Source organism: Lysinibacillus alkalisoli, from assembly GCF_014643595.1.
Lineage (GTDB): Bacteria > Bacillota > Bacilli > Bacillales_A > Planococcaceae > Metalysinibacillus > Metalysinibacillus alkalisoli.
Map to the genome: position 1 here is coordinate 1 of NZ_BMJT01000018.1, position 20,794 is coordinate 20,794.

Annotated in this window: 24 protein-coding genes, 1 tRNA gene and 1 other RNA gene; 4 read left to right on the top strand and 22 right to left on the bottom strand. The window is 34.9% G+C overall.

All coding sequences use genetic code 11. The features are described 5' to 3' along the window. Positions 1 to 264: 264 nt before the first annotated feature. The 5 genes from IEW44_RS15440 to ffs form a co-directional block, all read right to left on the bottom strand. Positions 265 to 480 (bottom strand): YaaL family protein, encoded by a 216-nt coding sequence (locus IEW44_RS15440; RefSeq protein WP_188615963.1) that lies wholly within the window; start codon positions 478 to 480, stop codon positions 265 to 267. Positions 481 to 494: 14 nt separating this feature from the next. After that, positions 495 to 1,091, bottom strand: a complete 597-nt coding sequence (gene recR, locus IEW44_RS15445) for a recombination mediator RecR (RefSeq protein ID WP_188615964.1) — start codon at positions 1,089 to 1,091, stop codon at positions 495 to 497. A 10-nt stretch (positions 1,092 to 1,101) separates the two neighbouring features. Then, the gene (locus IEW44_RS15450; RefSeq protein ID WP_188615965.1) at positions 1,102 to 1,416 is read right to left on the bottom strand and encodes a YbaB/EbfC family nucleoid-associated protein; all 315 of its coding nucleotides are present in this window, start codon (positions 1,414 to 1,416) and stop codon (positions 1,102 to 1,104) included. 14 nt (positions 1,417 to 1,430) lie between these two features. Continuing rightward, the gene (gene dnaX / locus IEW44_RS15455) at positions 1,431 to 3,122 is read right to left on the bottom strand and encodes a DNA polymerase III subunit gamma/tau (RefSeq protein WP_188615966.1); all 1,692 of its coding nucleotides are present in this window, start codon (positions 3,120 to 3,122) and stop codon (positions 1,431 to 1,433) included. A gap of 141 nt (positions 3,123 to 3,263) precedes the next feature. After that, an RNA gene (gene ffs, locus IEW44_RS15460) (signal recognition particle sRNA large type) lies at positions 3,264 to 3,531 on the bottom strand. Between the two features lie 172 nt (positions 3,532 to 3,703). On the opposite strand from ffs, the gene IEW44_RS15465 reads away from it, so the two are divergent. Continuing rightward, positions 3,704 to 3,796, top strand: a tRNA-Ser gene (locus IEW44_RS15465). Positions 3,797 to 3,887: 91 nt separating this feature from the next. Here the strand turns inward: IEW44_RS15465 and IEW44_RS15470 are convergent. The 3 genes from IEW44_RS15470 to IEW44_RS15480 all read right to left on the bottom strand — a co-directional run bounded on the left by IEW44_RS15470 (position 3,888) and on the right by IEW44_RS15480 (position 6,704). Beyond that, entirely contained in the window at positions 3,888 to 4,157 is a 270-nt protein-coding gene (locus tag IEW44_RS15470) for a hypothetical protein (protein ID WP_188615967.1), read from the bottom strand. Between the two features lie 252 nt (positions 4,158 to 4,409). Beyond that, the gene (locus tag IEW44_RS15475) at positions 4,410 to 5,573 is read right to left on the bottom strand and encodes an FtsW/RodA/SpoVE family cell cycle protein (protein ID WP_229704273.1); all 1,164 of its coding nucleotides are present in this window, start codon (positions 5,571 to 5,573) and stop codon (positions 4,410 to 4,412) included. A 150-nt stretch (positions 5,574 to 5,723) separates the two neighbouring features. Beyond that, positions 5,724 to 6,704, bottom strand: coding sequence for a YeiH family protein (locus IEW44_RS15480; RefSeq protein ID WP_188615969.1), 981 nt, complete (start codon positions 6,702 to 6,704; stop codon positions 5,724 to 5,726). Between the two features lie 105 nt (positions 6,705 to 6,809). On the opposite strand from IEW44_RS15480, the gene IEW44_RS15485 reads away from it, so the two are divergent. Beyond that, complete coding sequence (locus IEW44_RS15485; protein WP_188615970.1) at positions 6,810 to 7,673, top strand: LysR substrate-binding domain-containing protein; 864 nt, start codon at positions 6,810 to 6,812, stop codon at positions 7,671 to 7,673. Here the strand turns inward: IEW44_RS15485 and IEW44_RS15490 are convergent. From IEW44_RS15490 to IEW44_RS15535, 10 genes are all read right to left on the bottom strand, one after another. Further along, complete coding sequence (locus IEW44_RS15490) at positions 7,651 to 8,523, bottom strand: ABC transporter permease (protein ID WP_188615971.1); 873 nt, start codon at positions 8,521 to 8,523, stop codon at positions 7,651 to 7,653. The genes IEW44_RS15485 and IEW44_RS15490 overlap by 23 nt on opposite strands. Further along, positions 8,520 to 9,422, bottom strand: coding sequence for an ABC transporter ATP-binding protein (locus IEW44_RS15495; RefSeq protein ID WP_188615972.1), 903 nt, complete (start codon positions 9,420 to 9,422; stop codon positions 8,520 to 8,522). The genes IEW44_RS15490 and IEW44_RS15495 overlap by 4 nt, the downstream gene beginning before the upstream one ends. Further along, on the bottom strand, positions 9,419 to 9,838 hold the full coding sequence (locus IEW44_RS15500) for a DUF3021 domain-containing protein (protein ID WP_188615973.1): 420 nt from the start codon (positions 9,836 to 9,838) through the stop codon (positions 9,419 to 9,421). Before IEW44_RS15500 ends, IEW44_RS15495 begins: the two co-directional genes overlap by 4 nt. Then, on the bottom strand, positions 9,835 to 10,278 hold the full coding sequence (locus IEW44_RS15505; protein ID WP_188615974.1) for a LytTR family DNA-binding domain-containing protein: 444 nt from the start codon (positions 10,276 to 10,278) through the stop codon (positions 9,835 to 9,837). Before IEW44_RS15505 ends, IEW44_RS15500 begins: the two co-directional genes overlap by 4 nt. A gap of 157 nt (positions 10,279 to 10,435) precedes the next feature. Beyond that, the gene (locus IEW44_RS15510) at positions 10,436 to 11,491 is read right to left on the bottom strand and encodes a lipid II:glycine glycyltransferase FemX (protein WP_188615975.1); all 1,056 of its coding nucleotides are present in this window, start codon (positions 11,489 to 11,491) and stop codon (positions 10,436 to 10,438) included. Between the two features lie 63 nt (positions 11,492 to 11,554). After that, a complete protein-coding gene (locus IEW44_RS15515) occupies positions 11,555 to 12,778 on the bottom strand; it encodes a carboxylate--amine ligase (RefSeq protein WP_188615976.1) in 1,224 nt (407 codons plus the stop codon). Between the two features lie 312 nt (positions 12,779 to 13,090). Beyond that, entirely contained in the window at positions 13,091 to 13,576 is a 486-nt protein-coding gene (locus tag IEW44_RS15520) for a hypothetical protein (RefSeq protein WP_188615977.1), read from the bottom strand. A 61-nt stretch (positions 13,577 to 13,637) separates the two neighbouring features. After that, complete coding sequence (locus tag IEW44_RS15525; protein ID WP_188615978.1) at positions 13,638 to 13,997, bottom strand: hypothetical protein; 360 nt, start codon at positions 13,995 to 13,997, stop codon at positions 13,638 to 13,640. Positions 13,998 to 14,374: 377 nt separating this feature from the next. Continuing rightward, complete coding sequence (locus IEW44_RS15530) at positions 14,375 to 14,839, bottom strand: DinB family protein (protein WP_229704274.1); 465 nt, start codon at positions 14,837 to 14,839, stop codon at positions 14,375 to 14,377. A 157-nt stretch (positions 14,840 to 14,996) separates the two neighbouring features. After that, entirely contained in the window at positions 14,997 to 15,638 is a 642-nt protein-coding gene (locus IEW44_RS15535; protein ID WP_188615979.1) for a TetR/AcrR family transcriptional regulator, read from the bottom strand. Positions 15,639 to 15,950: 312 nt separating this feature from the next. Here IEW44_RS15535 and IEW44_RS15540 point away from each other — a divergent pair, with 312 nt between their 5' ends. Together IEW44_RS15540 and IEW44_RS15545 are read left to right on the top strand one after the other, a co-directional pair. After that, positions 15,951 to 16,106 (top strand): hypothetical protein, encoded by a 156-nt coding sequence (locus IEW44_RS15540; RefSeq protein ID WP_188615980.1) that lies wholly within the window; start codon positions 15,951 to 15,953, stop codon positions 16,104 to 16,106. Between the two features lie 13 nt (positions 16,107 to 16,119). Then, the gene (locus IEW44_RS15545) at positions 16,120 to 17,499 is read left to right on the top strand and encodes an MFS transporter (protein WP_188615981.1); all 1,380 of its coding nucleotides are present in this window, start codon (positions 16,120 to 16,122) and stop codon (positions 17,497 to 17,499) included. A gap of 34 nt (positions 17,500 to 17,533) precedes the next feature. On the opposite strand, the gene IEW44_RS15550 is transcribed toward IEW44_RS15545, so the two are convergent. From IEW44_RS15550 to IEW44_RS15565, 4 genes are all read right to left on the bottom strand, one after another. Beyond that, positions 17,534 to 17,803, bottom strand: coding sequence for a hypothetical protein (locus tag IEW44_RS15550; RefSeq protein ID WP_188615982.1), 270 nt, complete (start codon positions 17,801 to 17,803; stop codon positions 17,534 to 17,536). Beyond that, on the bottom strand, positions 17,800 to 18,906 hold the full coding sequence (locus tag IEW44_RS15555) for a hypothetical protein (protein ID WP_188615983.1): 1,107 nt from the start codon (positions 18,904 to 18,906) through the stop codon (positions 17,800 to 17,802). Before IEW44_RS15555 ends, IEW44_RS15550 begins: the two co-directional genes overlap by 4 nt. A gap of 226 nt (positions 18,907 to 19,132) precedes the next feature. Continuing rightward, positions 19,133 to 19,849: an ATP-binding cassette domain-containing protein gene (locus IEW44_RS15560; protein ID WP_188615984.1), complete on the bottom strand. Its 717-nt coding sequence runs from the start codon at positions 19,847 to 19,849 to the stop codon at positions 19,133 to 19,135. Positions 19,850 to 19,974: 125 nt separating this feature from the next. Beyond that, positions 19,975 to 20,583: an RraA family protein gene (locus IEW44_RS15565; RefSeq protein WP_188615985.1), complete on the bottom strand. Its 609-nt coding sequence runs from the start codon at positions 20,581 to 20,583 to the stop codon at positions 19,975 to 19,977. Positions 20,584 to 20,794 lie beyond the last annotated feature (211 nt).

A 20,794-nucleotide genomic window follows, 5' to 3' on the forward strand; every position in this document is an offset into this window, starting at 1 on the left:
CGTTTTATTGATTAACGTTTTGCTTGTTCAGTTTTCAAAGGTCATGGTGTTGCTTGCGACAACTTTCATATCATAACATGGTTATGTTTTTGTTGTCAACAACTTATTTTAAAATCTTTTTTATCAGTCGCTCTCTTGCGACCTCAAATAATATACCATGTTAATTTAATAAAGACAATACTTTTCTGTAAAATAAATAATATTAAATAAAAAATCTATAGAAGGTTTTTGAATTCCTTCTATAGATAGCCCTCTTTTAAAATATTATGGACGGATTAAAATCTTTCGTATTCTTGCTTCTTTAAACAAATAAAAATACGTACTCTCTGCAATTTGACGTCGTGCTGTAACTGATAAATCATAGTCATCAGATAACTCTTCCATCGTCTTTGCTTGTTGTAACTCCTCTTGAGCACGTTGTATTAACTCAATTAGTTTTTCATCGTAAATTTGTTTTAACTTTGGTTTACGAAACAACATCGTTTTCACTCACTTTACAATTCACGTCGACCCTCTAATGCTTTAGAAAGTGTTACCTCATCTGCATATTCTAGATCGCCACCTACTGGCAAACCATGAGCTATGCGCGTTGTACGTATACCAGATGGCTTAACAAGTCGTGAAATATACATCGCTGTTGCTTCACCTTCTATAGTAGGGTTAGTTGCTAATATTAATTCCTCTACACGTTCATCATGTAGTCTCGTCAATAATGAAGAAATATTAATATCTTCTGGACCTACACCATCCATCGGAGAAATGGCGCCATGTAATACATGGTATAGCCCATGATAATCCTTCATTTTTTCCATTGCAATTACATCTTTGGCATCCTGCACAACACAAATTGTTGAGATATCTCTTTGTTTGTCTGCACAAATGTGACAAGGATCTACGTCTGTAATATGCCCACATACTGAACAATAACTTAAGTTACGCTTGGCATCTACTAATGACTTAGCAAATGTTAACACATCATCTTCTTTCATCGTAAGCACAAAAAACGCCAGTCGAGCCGCTGTCTTTGGCCCGATGCCTGGCAGTTTCATAAAACTATCAATCAGTTTTGAAATTGGTTCAGGGTAATGCATATACTACCTCCTAGAATGGAAGATTCATACCTTGTGTAAATTTACCCATAGTTGATGCTGTTGTTTCTTCTACTTTTTTCAATGCATCGTTTGTTGCAATGATGATTAAGTCTTGTAGCATCTCTACATCTTCAGGGTCTACTACTGATGCATCTAATGCAACATCAACAATTTGACGTTCGCCTGTAACAGTCACTTTAACCATGCCACCACCTGCAACACCTTCAAATTGTTGTTCGTTAAGATTTTCTTGCGCTTCCATCATTTCTTTTTGCATTTTCTGCATTTTCTTCATCATACCTTGCATATTTCCCATGCCACGCATAATAAATTCCTCCTTTAATCGTCAAATACTTCGATAAAATCATTACCAAATAATTTTTCTGCTTCTGCAACTAATTGATCTTGTGCGGGTGTTTCAATTACATCGTCAGTAGTTGGTTCCTCAGTTGTACCTTTTTTAGCACGAAACTCCTTAACAAATGCATCACGCAAAGTTAACCACTCTGCTTCATGAATACATAAAATTTCATAAGGTTCGTTCTCCACAGCTAATAAACGCCCTACATTTTGACAAAGTATTGTCTCATTCGCAATTAATTTACAGTGTACAGGATACTTGCATTTTAACACAAATGCACGCTCTGATGCCGCCACCACCTCTGTATCTTCAAATCTTGCTGCCTCTGAACGTTGCAGTTGCGACATAATTTGTGGCCATAGCTCTAAAATACGATTTAAAGCAGGCCGCGAAGCGCTCTGCATCACCTGTTTAATCCGACCGATTGGCGCTTTATAATCGTCATTATGTTGCTTTTGCGCTTTAGGTTGTGACACTGTAGATTGCGTTTGTGGTGTTGAAAGTTGTTGAGTTAATTGTTGTACCATCTGTTCTAGAGCGACTACTTTAGCAGACATATTAGGATCTACTGTAACGTTACTATTTTGTGGTGGTTGCACCATTTGTAATAAAGCAGTCTCTAAATATATTTTAGTGTGATGTGAAAATCGCATCTCCTGCTGTGTCTTAGCTAAAACATCTACAAATTGATAAAATGTCCCTGTTTCAAACTGCTTAGCTAACACTTGAACTTCTTCTGTTAATGTAACCATCTCTAATAAATCTTCTGAAACCACACCTGTTTGTATCAATAATAAGTCTCTAAAGAATGTGATGAGATCTTCTGTTAGACGAAGTGGGTCCTTGCCATCACTAACAAGCTGTTCAACTAAAGTTAATAAAGCAGCGACATCACGCGCTGCAATATAGGTCACCAACTCCGTGAAAACATCTTGGCTGACAGCACCTGTCACTAAAAGTGTGTTCTCCACTTCTAATTTTTGTTGACTGAATGAGACAGCTTGATCGAGTAAACTCAATGCATCACGCATACCACCAGCCGCTGACTGAGCAATAATTTTTAATGCTTGTTCGTCATAATCTAGTTGAATATCATGCAAAATCATACTCATACGTTCTACCATATCTTGCGATGATAAGCGCTTAAAATCAAAACGCTGACAACGTGAAATGATAGTTGCTGGTAACTTATGGGGCTCTGTAGTAGCTAAAATAAATACAGCATGTGATGGAGGTTCTTCTAATGTCTTTAATAAAGCGTTAAATGCACTTGTAGATAACATATGAACCTCATCAATAATATATACTTTGAACTTGCCTTCAGCAGGCGCAAATCTTACATTTTCAATAACCTCTCTAATTTCTTCTACTCTTGAATTAGAAGCAGCATCAAATTCAATAACATCATTAAATGTACCTTCAGTAATACTTAGACATGTTGCACATGCATTACAAGGTTCCTCTGCAGGCGCATGTTCACAATTTAAAGCTTTAGCAAAAATTTTAGCTGTGCTTGTTTTCCCTGTTCCACGAGGGCCTGAAAACAAATATGCATGTGTCGTTTGATTGGCAAGGAGGGCATTTTGTAATGTTTGTTTAACGTGTGTTTGACCAGACATATCTGAAAATGTTTGCGGTCGATATACACGATAAAAAGCTTGATAAACCATTTTAACCTCTCCTCTTTTGATTTATTACGTAAAAAAATCGAGTAGCTCACTCGATTCTCTTTATTTAATAGTATAGAAGATTTCATAAAAAAAAGCACCTGTCATCTTGTGTGACAAATGCTTAGTATTGGCATATTTATGCCGTGCACCTCTCTTCGACTGACGCACATAAGCGTTACTCTTGTCGTTAGCTCGGGTCAGGCTATCCCACGGCACATGAATGAGACCACTTAATGCTGCTTCCTTCCGGACCTGACATGGTTCATGGGTATTCATTGCGCAGGACCCAACCTTCAACACTACGTGCAAAAGGCAGACCAAACAATACATACAGCCTCAGTAGAGGAATTCAATCTTGCTAGAGCGGGTTGCAAGTTATAGGGCACCGCTACCTCCCCATCTAGCACGGCATTTATAAGTATAATCACATTTAACGTAAAAAGCAACGATAAACTGTTAAACTAAAGGAAGTTACTTAATAATACGTACTTTCTTAATAAAATTCCTAACCACTTTAAAATTAATTTGATTTTTTATTGACTTATTTTTTTTTACATGCTATATTATTTCTTGTCCAACACGGAGGTATACCCAAGTTTGGCTGAAGGGATCGGTCTTGAAAACCGACAGGCGGGTAAGACCGCGCGGGGGTTCGAATCCCTCTACCTCCTCCATACTGTCTATAATGCTACTCAATCATGAGTAGCTTTTTTTATATAAATAAAAGGATTTGTCACACTAATAAGAGCTGACAAATCCTTTTATTTATATACTGTTGCGATAAGTAGCAATGCTCGCTTTACGATTTGGCTTAATAACAATATTATGTCTCACTTCCCCCTGTAAACGTTTAATACCTAAATGTACAGAATTGGTATTTTGTTGTTGCTGTGCTGATTGTTGTTTATTTTTTTTATTTCTTGATGATTGTTCATGTTGCTGTTGTAATAAATCACGATAAATAAATTGACTCCCCGCCTGAATCATACGCGATTTGCCATACTGGTTCCTTTCTGTTGTTCTTGTAACTCTCATACTGCCCCCTCCTTTTTGTTATTATCGACAAGTGCGATCCCACTTTATAGTCCATAATATCTATTTTACAACAAAGAGTTAAAAAAACCTAGTTGAACAATTTCTATTATCCTAATAAAATAACTTATAAAATGATTCTATAGTAACAAAAATAAAGGGTTATGAAATATTACTTCTCCTTCATTACAAATAAATAAAAAGTGGTAAAGGAGAAAATAATTCTCCCTTACCACTTTTTTTAATCCTCGTATTTTAATCTTTTTTATCACTCTTAAAGAAGTAGCCATCATAGGATTGTTTAATAAGACAGACCAGAGCAATAAGCATAATATTAGAAATAAGGGAACTACCACCATAACTTAAGAATGGTAGTGTCAACCCTGTTACTGGTAATAACCCCATTGTCATACCGATATTTTGGAATATTTGTACAGATAATACACCTGCTATACCTGCACCAATCATCGCACCGAAACGGGTTTCAGACTGCATAGTAATTAAAATAATGCGATAGATTAGCGAGAACAACAGCACAATCACTAATGCGCCACCAATGAAGCCAACTTCCTCCGCAATAGAAGCAAAAATAAAGTCTGTATGTTTTTCAGGAACATAGACATTGTTACCCATATAGCCTTTTCCTTCAAATTGTGCTGAACCTATCGCTGTTAAACCTAATCTTGTTTGGTAAGATGAATCTAAAAACTCAAACGGATGTAACCAACCATTAATGCGTGAGATTTGGTGAGGCGATAATGCCCCTAGCAACTTCTCTTGATAAAAATCTTGGAAGAAAAAGTACGCGCCTACAATAAAGCCAATAATGGCTGTTGGAATAGCCGCAAAAACAAGTAAAATCTTACGTTGGATCCCTGATAAATAAATCATTGGTGCCAACATTGCCAAATACAACACGACCATACCAGTATCAGGTTGTTTATACACGAAGAAGGCTACTGGTGCTAAAATAATCATGAGCTTTGTTAACATCCAAACATCTGTCTTTAAGGTACGTATGGTATGTTTGCGATTATGACGATCAATCTCAACCGCAAAAATAAGTAACAGCGCAAACTTTATCGTTTCTGATGGTTGGAATGAAAACATCGGTAATTGATACCAAGATACAGCACCATTGATTTCAGGAATAAGCGAAGATGGATTCTCTGTCATCGAGGCTGGTGCAGCCCAAAGTACAATTAGCGATAAGAGTAAAATCCCATATAAGAACCATCTTGTTTTAATCCATATATTCAAATCAATGTTAGTCATAACGATTAGGACAACAAAGCCTACAATATAAAATATTACTTGCTTTATACCATGAGTGGGCGATGTGCCAGGTGGTGGAAAGTTATTAACTGTAGAGTGAATGAATAAACTACTAACAATCCCTAATAAAATAATATTTATCACAAGATATTTATCGAGCTTTTGAGTCAATTTTAAGATGAAATCTATTATTGTTTTTACTACCCCAATTTATACATCTCCTAGTTCGTTCTACTTTTAGAAGTATAACAGTAATTGTACTATTAAAGGAACGATAATTGTGTAATAAAGTTGCTAAATTAAGATAGATGTTAAAACATAACCCAAAACCGCTAGCGCAATAGAGCCTATTATACAAGTGACAAATGCCTTTACTCCCATTTTTTTGAAGGAGTGTATTGACACATTTAAACCTAAACCTGCCATAGCCATTGCTAAGAGTAAATAAGCAACATCTACACATAATGTCACAAACCATTCTGGCAATGCTAACCAAGTATGCACAGCACCTACTGCTAAAAATCCGAAAATAAACCAAGGAATGATTGTGCCCCCCACCGCTTGTTTTGTTGACTGCTTTCGCTGGAATACATAGCCAATCATAAGTGCAACGGGCACAAGTAAAGCCACCCTTGTAAGTTTTACAACAATAGCTGTATCTACTGCGGCTTCTCCTCCAGTACTTGCTGCAGCAATAACATGCGCAATCTCATGTAACGTACTTCCTGAAAATACCCCGTATTGCATAGCTGTTAAGGGGAGCCATTGATAGATCAAGGTATAACCTAATGTAAAAATAGTACCTACAATAGCAATAATGCCTACACTCACAGCTGTCTCTTCCTCATCTGCCTTTACTTGTGGGCTAATCGCCACAATAGCTGCTGCACCACAAATGGCTGTACCACTCGCTGTTAACATAGCTAATTTATGAGAGACTCCCAACCATCTCGCCACACAATATACGAGTAACAAAGCAAACAATAAATTGACTACGGCTATGGCAAACATTGACCAACCTGCCTCATAAATATCTATTAAATTAAGACGCATCCCTAGTAAAATAATACCTACACGTAATAATTTTTTACTTGAAAATGTAATACCTGCTTCAAATTTCTCTGGCACACCTAACCATGCGCGCCACAACATACCTATTATAATAGCAATGACGAGTTGCCCAATTATTGATAAAAAAGGGAGCACTGCTAGTCCCTTAGCTACTAAAGCAATGATTAAGGTAATGCAAACACCTAGTAAAAAATTCTTTTTCATATCATACACCTCCTGCTAGTTTTTACTTTACAGAAACAGGTATGATAAGAGAAATACGTTTTTTTGATAGTCATCATTATTATTCTTAATCATGGGGGTTAAACTATGCACTACGATGCTTTACGTACCTTTGTAACGGTTGTTGAAGAAAAAAACTTTACACGGGCAGCCGAGCACTTATTTATTTCGCAACCCAGTGTGTCATTGCTCATCAAAAATTTAGAAAAAGAATTTGCGACCACTTTATTGATTCGCTCACCCCAAGAGGTGCGTATTACACCAACAGGTGAGATGTTATATCGTAAGGCAAAACAAATCTTAGCCTTATATGAACAAGCACATGCTGACATTTCAGACCATCATCATATTGTAAAAGGGACATTATGGATTGCAGCAAGCTTTACCATTGGCGAACAAATTATTCCACAAGTGATTACCCAACTAAAACAACAATACCCTCAACTGCAAATTCATGTGAAAATTGCTAATACAGCTGATGTAATTCATGACATCACACATTTCACAGCCGAAATCGGTGTAATTGAAGGCGAGACAGCACAAACTAATTTAACAACAATACCATTTATGCAAGACGAGTTACTCGTTGTAGCGAGTCCAAGCCTTACTGTATCGTCTCTCTATGACGCCCACTGGTTAATTCGAGAAGAAGGCTCAGGGACACATGAATTTGTCAAGCAAGCGTTATATGAAAACGACATCACCCCAATGAGTTTCATTACAGTTGGAAGTAATCAAGGAATTAAAGAGAGTGTAATGGCTGGTTTAGGCGTTTCCATCCTCTCAAAAACGGTTGTCAAAAGAGAAATAGAAGCTGGTTTGCTCATAGAAATCCCTTGGCACCATAAACCGCTCATACGGTCTTTCTCTTATGTGTATGAGTCACACATTGCACAAAAGAGAAGTGTTCAAGCCTTTGTCGAGCTCCTTAACGATTTTTCATACGCATAATCACAATAGCAATACTCGTAAAAACAATGCCACATAGCACTAAAATAACTATACTCACAAGTGGTGTGAAAGAGTATTCGCCTAATTGATAAACCATACCAAACATCGACTCATAATTTGTCTGTACTTCTTTTGGTAACCCATGAAAAACTTTATCAATGGTTTGTGACATTAATACATCACGAAATAGTACCGTACTATGACTTAAAGGAAAAAGAATAATCACTTTTTGAACCGCTTCTGGCAAAACGCCAATCGGAATATAAATGCCACAAATAAAACCAATCACTGTGCCTAGCACTGTACTTAAAGCGGAAAAAGCATTTAAACTATCAATAAATGCCACAAACATGACGTTAAATGCACTTGCCACAAAAACAGATAAAATGATTAACCCAATCAACTGAAGGTTAACTACAAAGGGCAACAACAATCCACCTTGTATATAAAGATAGATTTCAGCAATAATAAGTATAATTAACGACATAAATACACCTACAATGCTAGCATTAATAACATAGCTTAATTGCAATACGGTACGTGAAATAGGTGCTGTTAAAAAATCGGCCTTTACTTTAAACTCCATATCACGCACAGCAATACCTAATGCACCTAATGTCGTTGTAATGGCTGAAATGGATAGTAGACCTGCAATCATCCATTCACTAACTAATAATCTGACATCTGTCGTAATAGTCATTTGTTGCTCAAAACTATCTAACTGCGTCTTTTGTAAAAACAACACATATAAAGCTAACATAATAAGTACAGATAATAAGGAAAAAAACATACTCAACTTATCTCGTCTAAAAATCTTATTATGGCGTTCTACTAATGCTAACCATGTCATGTAATTGCCTCCTCATTAATATGTAAAAATACATCCTCCATTGTGCCCTTAATCACCTCATAGGAATGCAAATATGCTTCTGCTGCTAATGCAATCGCTGTTGCTTCTAGTGTATGATTGAGGGGTAAACGATATGTCTCACCAAGGCGTGTAAAATCATACCCTTGCGCTGTTAACCATTGTTCACCTTGTGTTGTATTTTTAAAATATAACAGCATATAATCTGACGTATACTGAGCTTTTAGTTCTTGTACTGTTCCTTCAGCTACAATTTTCCCTTTACGCATAATCGCAATGCGGTCTGCTACAGCAGCTTCCTCCATATAATGTGTTGTAAAAAAAACCGTAATCCCTTCTTCTTTTTGTAAACGGCGTACTATCGACCAGACAAATGCTCTTGTTTGTGGGTCTAAACCTGTTGTTGGCTCATCTAAAAATAATAAACGTGGCTTATGAATCAAAGCCCTCGCAATGTCCACTCTCCGTTTTTGTCCACCTGATAACTTTTTATAAGGACGCTTTTCAATTTCGGCTAATGATAAAAATCGTTTCACAAATTCATAATTTTCCGTTAATTGTTGGTTTGTTAAGGTATATAATTTGCCCCTTGTTATAATATTTTCATAAACCGTTAAACGTTCGTCTAATAAACTACTTTGAAAAACAATGCCTATGTTGTCACGAATTGCCGCATTGTCCTTCTCTAATGTATGTCCAGCAATTTTCACTGTACCACTTGTCTTTTTCAAAAATGTGCATAATATTTCAATCGTTGTTGACTTACCTGCCCCATTTGTACCTAAGAAGGCAAATAACTCACCTTCTCGTACATGGAATGAAATATCATTAACGGCTTGCACTTTGCCATAATGTTTCACTAAGTTTTTCACTTCAATCATGTATCTTTCTCCTCCTTACGTTTTTTTAATGCCTCATTAATCTCTTGTACCTCCCCCTTAGAAAAATAATAAACCATTAACCAAATGACAATATACACTACTACAATATTCAATAGGACCAGTAAAAATTCACTCCTAACCGGCTCATACCACTGTGCATAATAGCCAATTATAATTACAGTGCTTGTTACTATGCTAAAGTGACAGACTGTTTGTATAATAAAAGACCATGTTGTGTAATAAAAAATGAGAGTGGCAATGCCAATAATAACGCCACAAATTATAGCTACATAAATTTGCTTTACTAAATCATCTTGTGTCATCGCATAATCTCCAATGCTTAAGGTCATAAAAATATAGGATGTACTTAAACTGATCCCTATACTTATTAACATAATACGTAAGATTTGTTTCATGATTGCCCTCCTATCCCCAACCGTTGTTTTAATAACTTCAAATAATTACGGCTCACAGGTACCGTAAAATCACAAGATAATACAAGTCTTGTCGCATTTAAAATATTCAATTCCATATGTTGAATATGGTTTAGGTTAACAAGCATAGATTTATTAATACGGACAAAGTCGTTTGAAAATATTTTTTCAACCTCATATAATTTCAATTTCGTCAGTAGCTCCTCTACTTCTGTTTGAAAATATACTTTACCCGCCTCACTATAAATATAAATAATATCGTTCACATGTAACATATGAATCTTTTGGTCTCGGTACGCTTCGATTTTTTGAGGTGCCTGTAGTTGACGCATAATTTGTTCAACGTGTTGGTCATATTGTGGGGTACGAATCTCTACTTCCAACTCTTGATACTTTTCATCTACTTGTAATTGAATTTTCATCAGTGTTTCCCTCCACTTCTTTAGTATACTTGGTATTCTCATCATTTCTTACATTCGACAGTAACAGGTCAGATATGTAATACAAGAAGTCTTTTTTCGTATGTAACATGCAAAATGCGGGTAAAATCAATATTAATTGATTTTACCCGCATTTTTACTAGTTATTTTTCTTCTCAGCGATTTTCTTCTTCACTTCTTGGAGCTTAGGTACTAATGTAACAAATGTTTTATAAAGTAATGGCTTATACACTTTATCAATTTCACCGATGTATGTTGTCACACCATCTGTTTGGCAGAAACCATTTTTGAAATTAAATAAACCATCTTCCTCGCCATCTAATACAAAAACGCCACCTAAATCATATTGTTCAGCGCCCATTTCAATCCCATCTACCATCATTTGATAGTTTAATAAGTGGCTCGCGTTTAATTTACGTTTTTCGTTAGAGCTACCTGCATACAAATAATATTGTTTACCTTCGTAATTTAATAATACAGCCGCTGCGAGATAGTCCTCTTCATGCTTGGCACGATAGACCACGAAATGCTTAGGGAAAGCTTCTCTGATTTTTTCAAAATAATGATAATCGCGTGTAGTAATGCCATTACGATCACCCATAATATCATATAAATCAAAGAATGTTTTTAAATATTCATCTGTTGTGCCTGAGTCAATTTCCACACCTTCACGTGCTGCCTTACGTATTTTACTGCGCACACGTGGGCGGAACTTTAACATAAGAGAGTCGGCATCTTCATCTTTTAAACGCACAATCATATTATAGCGGGGTTGAATTAAATCATCCTCGCCCATGCCTTCATTGCGCACCTGGTAACCCGCTTTTTTATATTTAGCATCTAACTCTTCTGTATAGAGTTGCTCGGGGTCCATCTTTAAAGCAAAAGCTTTATGTTTTTTAGCTAATGGTTGGGCTTCACTCACTAATTCATTTACTAATGCAATGTCTTCCAAATCACATAATGGACCTCTAGGTGCGTATAATAGAGAATATCCGCCAGGTACTTTTTTGATTAATAATGACATTGCAGCAATGATTTCTCCATCGCGCTCTACATATACTTGCTCATTGCCCCAATCATCTTTTACATCTTTCCATCCCAAATCTTGTGTTAATGCACGGAATGGTGTTTCTTGAACAAATTTTTCATAACGCGCTACTTCTTGTGCGTTATTTTTATCTAAAATAGGCATGGTAACATCCTTTCATCTATTGCTTGTCTTGCCAAGCGTATACTACTTTTAGCTAAACCGCAATCAATCTCCTTGCCATTCACTGTTACGGTATTTTTTTACATAATTTAATTGTCGTGCTGCTAAATATAATTTACGTTTAAAATGATTATCATAACGATAGAACAATGGATTCACATAGTCCCCACTCTTAAGCAATTGCTTAATCTCAGCAGTAAGCTTTGCGTCTTTAACGAAATGTTTTAACACATACTTTGGCACAACTGTAAATAACATGGGCTTATCAATGTATGTCAGTGGCTTATCTTTCTGATAAATTAAATCGTCCACAAATAACGTAGCCATCTTTTGACCGCATGCATCAATATAATAACTGGAACGTCCTTGTCGGATATTTACCTCAAACACTTTAAATTTACCATCACGTTCATCATATTTTAAATCAAAATTACCAAAGCCTTTATAACCAATGGCTTCACAAAAATCAACAAGCTTCGTCATCATTTCTTCATTAAAGCGCGTCAATAATGCGGTATAATTGCCAATTGCTGTCATCTCATGCTCTTGTAAGGCAACTTGAGCAAATGAAATTACTTGCCCTTTTCCATGTTGATTGCCATAATACACCGCATCCCACATATACGTATCATCGCCAGGGATATAATCTTGAATAATAAGGTCCTCTTTATATCCGCCAGACTTGACCATTTCAATAATACGATTAATTTCTTCATAAGAGTCTACTTTATAAATCTTTTGTAGACCTTCAAATGGGTTACGATAATACTGCACGCCGTCACTTGGTTTAATAATAACAGGGAATAAAACTTCTTCATCAAATGGTTCGTCTGACTGACACGAATAATAATACGTATTTGGTGTGTCTAAGCCATGCTTTTCACATAACTCATAAAAATTCTTTTTAATGTACACCTGCTCTTTTAATGCTTCACTCATATAGTTGAATACAAAGTCTTGAGCTAACTCTTTTTGATTGGCAATGATCATCTCGACATATAAATCATCGGTGCCAATTAAAATAAGCTTTTGTTTAGGCTTTGCATACTTTTTAGCTATTTCTCGCAAAAAGGCTACAAAAACAGTTGATGTATGCAATGCTGGGTTTAATTCTTGCGTAGATGTGATATTGCTATATTGGGTAAACGCAAGTGGTGCACGCCCTACGATGATTGGTTTAATGCGATAGGCATCATAAAATGATATTGCCATATTATAAGCATTAATATTAGTTCCTACAATAACAGGTAAAAACGAATAGTTCTCCATAATAACCTCCTTGGTTCACTCTCTCTTAACTACCTACTAGTATAACGCATTTTTCTATCATACATTTATAAATTTACACTTCTCTGCAAACTCTGAGTAAGTACGTTAACTCTTAACGAAAGGCTGGCGTAGAATGTTGCGATTACAGTCTCCTTCTATCTATTACACCATAAATCATCGTAACGAATGAATAATACTCTAGTATATGCCTTTATAAAAATATGCAAAAAAAAAATGACTAAGAAAAGACTTCTTTTCTTAGTCACTCCCTTAAAAACAACTGCTATGAATCCATACATAATAACCACATATTTAAATACCTTCTAAAATTAAAATATAATGAGGATCTTCAAGCAAAACTACATGATCTAAACAACAACTTAATTTTTCAAACAATAATTTCTTCTCAAAGTAATACTCTTTTAATCCTTTAATCTCTTCCTGAGATAAATTATTTAACTCATCATCTGATAAATACACTAAATCATAATAATATTTATCACCCTCTATTTTATCTAGTAACTCCATCCATTGTAAAAACATAGCTTTTAAATCTTTGATGCTGTAATGATTAACAACCATGATACCTGTATATGAAAAGCCTTTTTCACTTGGTATTAGATCACCATACGGTTTTTCTACTTTACATGGATTAACTGTTGAAATAGAATCATATATATTATGATCAAATTCAATCTCAGAATTAACAAAATCCAAAAATTCATCTTCGATTCCTATTTTAACTACAACTTTATCTTCTTTTTCATTAAAAAATATAAAATCATGAAAGACAGACATCCTAAATCTCCTATACTTTAAAATTGTTACATCAAAAAAAGCCTTTTTGTAAAGGCTGCTTCTATGTATTTAAGTACTGTTCGTAAAATTTCTTTTCAACCTGTAAAAAGCTATACGATGGTTGATTCACGTTGGCTAGCTGTTCCGAATATCGTGCACAAGCTTGAGGTTCTTGTGTTAATAATGCCTTTGTATGTGCAACAGATAAGGCATCAAAAGCCGGTAGATCCTGTAATTGTAAATCAGAAATGGTTACCAGTTCACCTAATAGATATTGTATAGCCACATAATAGTGATAGATTGCTGCGAGCTGGCCTTTGTGAGAAACTTGCGACATAACTTGTTCTAAATCAATGGTTTGATAAAATATCTTTAAGCAATATATTTGGCGTGTTTCAACTGCACTATAAAATAAAAGCATGAGGTAAATTGATAACTTTGTTGGACTGAGTAGTTTAGCATCAATTGCACTTACTTCTTCCTAAAGTCTCCTATCCCATTTATTATAATCTTTCAATTACACTATCAATATCATAACAATTTTATCCATTATATATGCCGATTTCAATTAAAATTAAGTATTATAACCTATTATGGTACTCATTAACTCTTGATATACAGCTATATTTTTAATCAATAACACTTATACGGGGCTATCTTAAATAAAAATCTCAATTGTTATTTAAACACAACCATATGAAAAACCTTGGCGTAAATTTAGCCAAGGTTGATTATTTATACAAGGTTAGGTAAATAGAGATTTCAATATACGACATAAACAAAAACACTTTCTACAATCTACATCATCTCTTTAGTAGGCCCCATAACTGGCGGTACTTTTAAGCCAGCTTGACGCAGTAAGACCGTCATTTGCCCTACATGATGTGTTTGATGTGTAATTAAAATGCGCAATAAATTGCCAAGTGGCATTGCACTACCGAAAGCTGGCACCATGTTTTCTAAATCGGCATCTTGTAGGTCTGTAATTTGTTGTTCAAAGACATGAGCTACATCTTCATACACTTTGGCAATCTCTATAAGCGTATCGGGCTTTTCATCAGGGGTTGGCATGTTAAAACCTGCCCACTTCCCGAATGTTGTGCCTACCTCAACTAAATGCCAAGCTAACCATTCTAACGAGTTATGGCCTTCTGTAATCGCAACCGTTTTTTTCTCTTCTGTAATTGCTTCTATTGATTTTTTTGCCCCTTTAGCTGCATTGTTCCAATCGGCTAAAAAATCTTGTGTTTGACGATACATCATTAATCTCCTCCTATTCTTACTTATCACCTTATCATTATCTATTATTTTTTTTCTATTGATTCACTCAACATTTTTCTAATTTGACAGGTTGTCAGTCAGTACGTATAATAAAAAACAGTTTAATTGATAACCAATATCATTTAAACTGTTTACTTGATTACATTTTTTCAGCAACAATGGAACGCATTACGGATAGCGATAATTGCCCTTCTTTTAAGCCGAAAAGATGTTCAAAAGTAGATTGTAATGCTACAATCCTTGCTATCTTTTCATCTTTAGTCCAATTGAATAACGAAGAGTCTACCCAATGATGGATGGTTGATAAGAAAAATTCTGCAACTAATGTAGGGTTTTTTACATGAAAAATCTTTTCTTGATTACCTTGTAAAATCATATCGATTACAATAGGTGAAAATTGGCAAATTGTTTGTACATAAACCATTTGTCTCAATAAAGCATTATGATCATTACGTAAATAACTAAAGATTTCAATGTGATGTAATGGGTCATCTAACTCATAAATAAAAATCCATGCTAATTTTTCGTAGCCATTTAAATCTGTGCGTAATAAAACATCTCTAAAGTGCATATGCAAGGTTTGTAATTGCCGATTTACCACTTCTGCAGCCACATTTTCTTTTGAATCGAAGTGATAATAAAGCGTTCCTTGTGCAATGCCTAAACCTTTAGTGATATCTGTGGTGGATGTTTTATCATATCCTTTTTCACTAAATAATTTTTCAGCCATATCTAAGATTTCATTACGTCGTTGTGTTGCACTTTTTGTTACTCTTGCCAAACGTCTCACCCCCATTAGTTCATTTAAACATTCGCTTTACACGTAGTCAAACTACACGAAATAATTTGACTGGTTGTCAGTCTAAAGAAGATTTTTTATGTTTAAGAAAGTTTTTGTTACAAGTAGTTTTTTAGTTTTATTATTATCTGGTTGTCGTACAGAAAAAGAAGTAAAAGAAGTAAAAGAGCAGCAAATTTAAAAAACACCTAAAAATGTTAGGGTAATTGGCTTTTATGTAACTACGTTGATGGTACATTAGCTGCGCTACATGATTTGTCGATTGCCGCCATGTATTGTGATGATTTATATGTAATGAAAGCAGGGCAAATCTATGCTAAAGGTACACCACAAGATGTATTAACAGCTGAATTAATTAAAGATGTGTATGGTGTTGACTGCCATATCTCAACAAATCCTGTCACACAACAATTGATGATTTCATATTTCTCGATGACATGTGACAAATAAAGGAGTCCTTTCTATGCAAGCAAGAACAACAACATCCTATTATAAATATCGTTGGTGGGCACTTGCTATTATTTTATTACCTACTTTATTAATATCACTTAATAATTATATGTTACAAATTGCTTTACCAAGTATCCAACAAGAATGGCAACTATCTTTTACAACTGCACAGATTTTATTTTCTTGTTACGCTATAGGTTTAGCTGCGCTACTTATTGTAGGTGGCAAATTAGGCGATATGTATGGCAGAAGAAAAGTGTTATGGATGGGCATTGCCTTATTTGCTGTGGCTTCATTATTTGGGGGCTTAACTTCCACTACTACTGTATTACTTGCGATGCGTTTATCACAAGGTATTGCAGCAGCTATTATCCAACCACAAATTTTAGCCATTGTTCAAGTTCTCTTTCCACCACATGAACAAAAGGTTGCTTTTAGTTTATATGGTGCTGTCATTGGTATTGCCTTTGCATTTGGCTTAATTTTAGGTGGCTTACTCATTGACTGGGACTTGTACCATTTAACATGGCGCACCATATTTTTCTTTAATGTGCCTTTTAGTATTCTCGTATTAGTGTTGCTACCCATCATTCCTAAAGATCGCGATTACCAAAAGAGTAAAATTGATGGGTTAGGTATGGCTTTACTCATTACTAGTATTCTCTTAGCTATTGCTGTATTAACCATTGTACAAAATAGCGGTCTTTCTTGGTCGGTTGGTTTTCTTGTTATCACTACCTTATTAAGTGTGTTGTTATTTATTAAAGTAGAAAAAAGACAACCTTATCCTTTAATAGATTTAACCATTTTTCATCATAAACGTTTTAGTATAGGTATTATGTCATTACTTAGCATTTACCTTAGTATGTTTGCTTTATTTTTTATCTTAAGCTACTATGCTCAAAATTTTTTGCATTATACAGCAAAAGAAACAAGTATGATTTATTTACCAATTGGTCTAGGTTTTTTTATCACATCTATACTGGCTGCACGTTTAACTCAACACTTAGGTAATGCTATTTTATATTATGGCGCTAGTATCATGTGCATTTGTTTATTAATACTCACTGGCTTATTATACGCCGAATTCTCACTGCAACAGGGCATGGTTATTATAGTGTTATTTATTTATGGATTAAGCTTAGGTTTAGCGACCACACCTTTAACTAGCATTATTTTAAGTGGCTTACCTATTGACATTGTTGGCGTAGCATCAGGAATCTTTAACACAGCCATGTACTTAGCTAACTCGTTTGCTGTCGCTTTAGTCAGCCTATTATTCTCTAGCTTTACTTTGCCAAGCTTAGGATTTTTAATCTGTTTAATTAGCATCGCTGTAACAGCACTCTGTGCAGCCTGTTTATTCTTTTATTATCAAAAAGTTATTCAATAAAAAGGATCGCCAAAATTTTGGCGATCCTTTTTATTTAGTCATTCGTTTCTACTTTTTTTCGATTCATCACATACATAAGCAACACAAAAATAAATAAAAAAGCAAGATACATCATTAATGTTTGCCAAGTAAGCGCAAATTGCGTATGTAATGCAGCTTGTGTAATATCGGTTGTAATACGTAAACCAGTAAGTGTGATAACTTCGCTCGTTTCGTTAATCTGAAATAATTCGTAAATCGTATCAATAGTAAAAATAAGTAACCACAGCAGTGTACCAATACCAATGGACTTAGTCAGTTTCATTTTGCCACCTCATATTCTTTCTTTATCACAACATACAACATCAACAATAATAAAAATAAGCAAGGATACAATGCTCCTTTCATATTAACAAGGAGTGATAAAACAATAACAACTATCATTAATAACAAAGTCGCTATGGTTTCATTAACATTACTCTCGGATTTAGGAAATAAAAAACCGATTAATACCGCACCAATAAAAATATTAATACTATATACATATAATATAAAACCTTCACCTTGCACAAAGCCTAACCATAAGGTCGGTAATACTAATACGAGTGTACTCAAGACTAAAGAACTTAACTCAATAATGGGCTTAATACAGTAAAGATGAAATACTTTGCGCACATGATTTGTAGCATCTGCATACGTAATGGCAATAAAGCCAAATAGGGGCATGATAAATACTAAGCTCTCAAGCATGCCTTGTCGCCCAGCTTGAATAAATGCACTAAGACTGACTACTAGGAATAATCCTATAAAATAAAAGAAATTTTTGTTTCGTACGATGGCAGGGATTGTTGTTGGTAAGATGATATGAAAAGAAGGTATGTCCATTTTAAAATACTGGGGTTTTAGTTGCATGTCATCTTTCACAATATAAGTATAATTTAAAAGTAATGCTAAACTACCTATCATTACACTACTCATAAAAACAATACTGACCATTTGGGCAACAGTCATCGCCTGCATACCTACCCAACGATCGATTGTAAATCTTATCGTGAGAAAATGTGTAAACAGAAGAAAAATGAAGGTTATATCTACGAGAAAAGACAATATATTACGTAAAATAATTCCCTTCGTTCTCGAAATAACAGCATAAATCATTTCCATTATAAAAAAAATAGCAATAAATAAAGCATGCATGGTAATAAACACAAACAGCATGACAAATAAATGAGTAGACATGAGTTTTAATGCAGGAACCATTATGATGATAATGATTTCAAATAACATTATGGCTACACTAAGTTTAAATATCATATAACTCATGATGACTTCTTTTTCTGCAAAGGGGAGTGTTTTTGCAAAGAATAAGGCGTTTCGATTTAATGAAATTGTTCGGTGAATGAAAATCGCAATTATTACACTAATCATAAGTATCACATTAAAAAAACTACTCATTGTTATTTTACTCAAGTACAAGTACTCGGCATCATCCATAATATAGAGTCCTCTACCCAATTGCTCTATTTCAATGATGTTCAAATAAAAATAACCTATGTATATAACGACTAATACGAATATAAAGCCATATCTATTTCGTTTATGTTTAAAAAAGGGACGATTGAATACACCATGAAATGTATTATTATAAAATAGCTTAAGAAGTACTAAAATATTTTTCAACGTCACAGAGTTTGTCACGTAAAACACCATCCTGTTTAATAAATGTCGTTAATTCATAAGGAGACCCTGTAAATGGTATTAATTTACCTTGCCGCATGACACGTATATCTTCTGGAAAACAGTCAATTGTATTTTGATCATGTGAAACAAGGATAATTTTTTTACGCTGGCTAATTTTAGCAAAAATAGCTTGCACAAGTAGCACAGTATCAAAATCCAACCCACCTAAAATTTCATCCGCAAAAATATAATCGGTATTAGCAGCCACTGCTGCCGCAATTTGAATTTTTTTCTTCATACCAAAAGAATAGGATTCTAACATTTTATTTTGGCTAGTTGTCATATCTAAAAGCTCTAATAACCATACTAAATGGTCATAATTACTTGCCGCATACCGACTTAAAACAAACTTGGTGTATTCTTTTCCTGTCATGTAATGCGGTAAATAAAAATCTGAGGGTAAATAAAAGAATTTTGATTTATAAGCAATATTACTCGGCTGCAAGCCATCTAATAAAATTTGCCCTGTATCCGGTTTTAAAAGATGAGTTATCATATGTAGCAATGTTGTTTTCCCACTACCATTTCCACCTACGATTACACTAACCCCTATCTCAGAAAACGTAGTATTTAGCATATCGATTACTTTATGGTCTTTAAATTTTTTAGACAAATTTTGTATCTCTAGCATTATTATCCACCCCTTAATACCTAACTATATAAAAAATTCAAATAAAAGTAAAATATACTTTGGCATTCAACTGTATTATAAAAGACTGTAGCCAAGCATTAAGAAGTGGGCTACAGTCTTTATTATTATTTCACTACTTTGTTTAAGTATGCTCGAATCGAAGTAATACCATTGGCGTGTGCTTCTTGCTCTCGCTGCTCATCTGATTGTAGTTTAGCTTCTGCCTTATCAATAATAGCTGCAATATCTTGTTGTGGAATGACAACTACACCGTCTGCATCTGCTACGATATAATCGCCTGTTTGTACACTCACACCACCAATCGCAATCGGTACATGTAACTTACCACCGCCATGCTTGAAACCTGCTCCTGTAGTAGTGCCTCTTGCAAACACAGGGAAATCCATTTCAATCATGGCACGACTATCACGAATAACACCATCCACCACAAAGCCAGCCACACCTACACCTTTAGCAAGTGAAGCCACAAAGTCACCTGCCACCGCACGATTGGTATTGCCCTTTGCATCAATGACTAAAATATCGCCTTGTCGTGCTTCTTTAATCGCCTCAAGAACAGCGCCATTTTCGGCATCGGGTAGCTGAACCGTTAATGCTCTACCTGCAATATGCCATTGATTATGCAAGGGTTTAATTAATGCATCGACATTTGTATGTCCCCCTGTTGCATCTGAGATTGCGGTTGTTGGTAATTTTTTTAATCTTGCTAACATCTGATACACCCCTTTTATTAACGGAATATTCCGCTTATTTTACTTACATTCGACAAAATGTCCCCCTTATCCTTTTATTTCAATTATTATATAAAAAAGAGCGCTATATCGCGCTCTTCATTACACCTATTAATCTATTAATACGTCTTCTATACACTGTAACCAATCTGATGCACTTTCTTGCTCTGCGATGTGAGTGTTTTGTTCCACA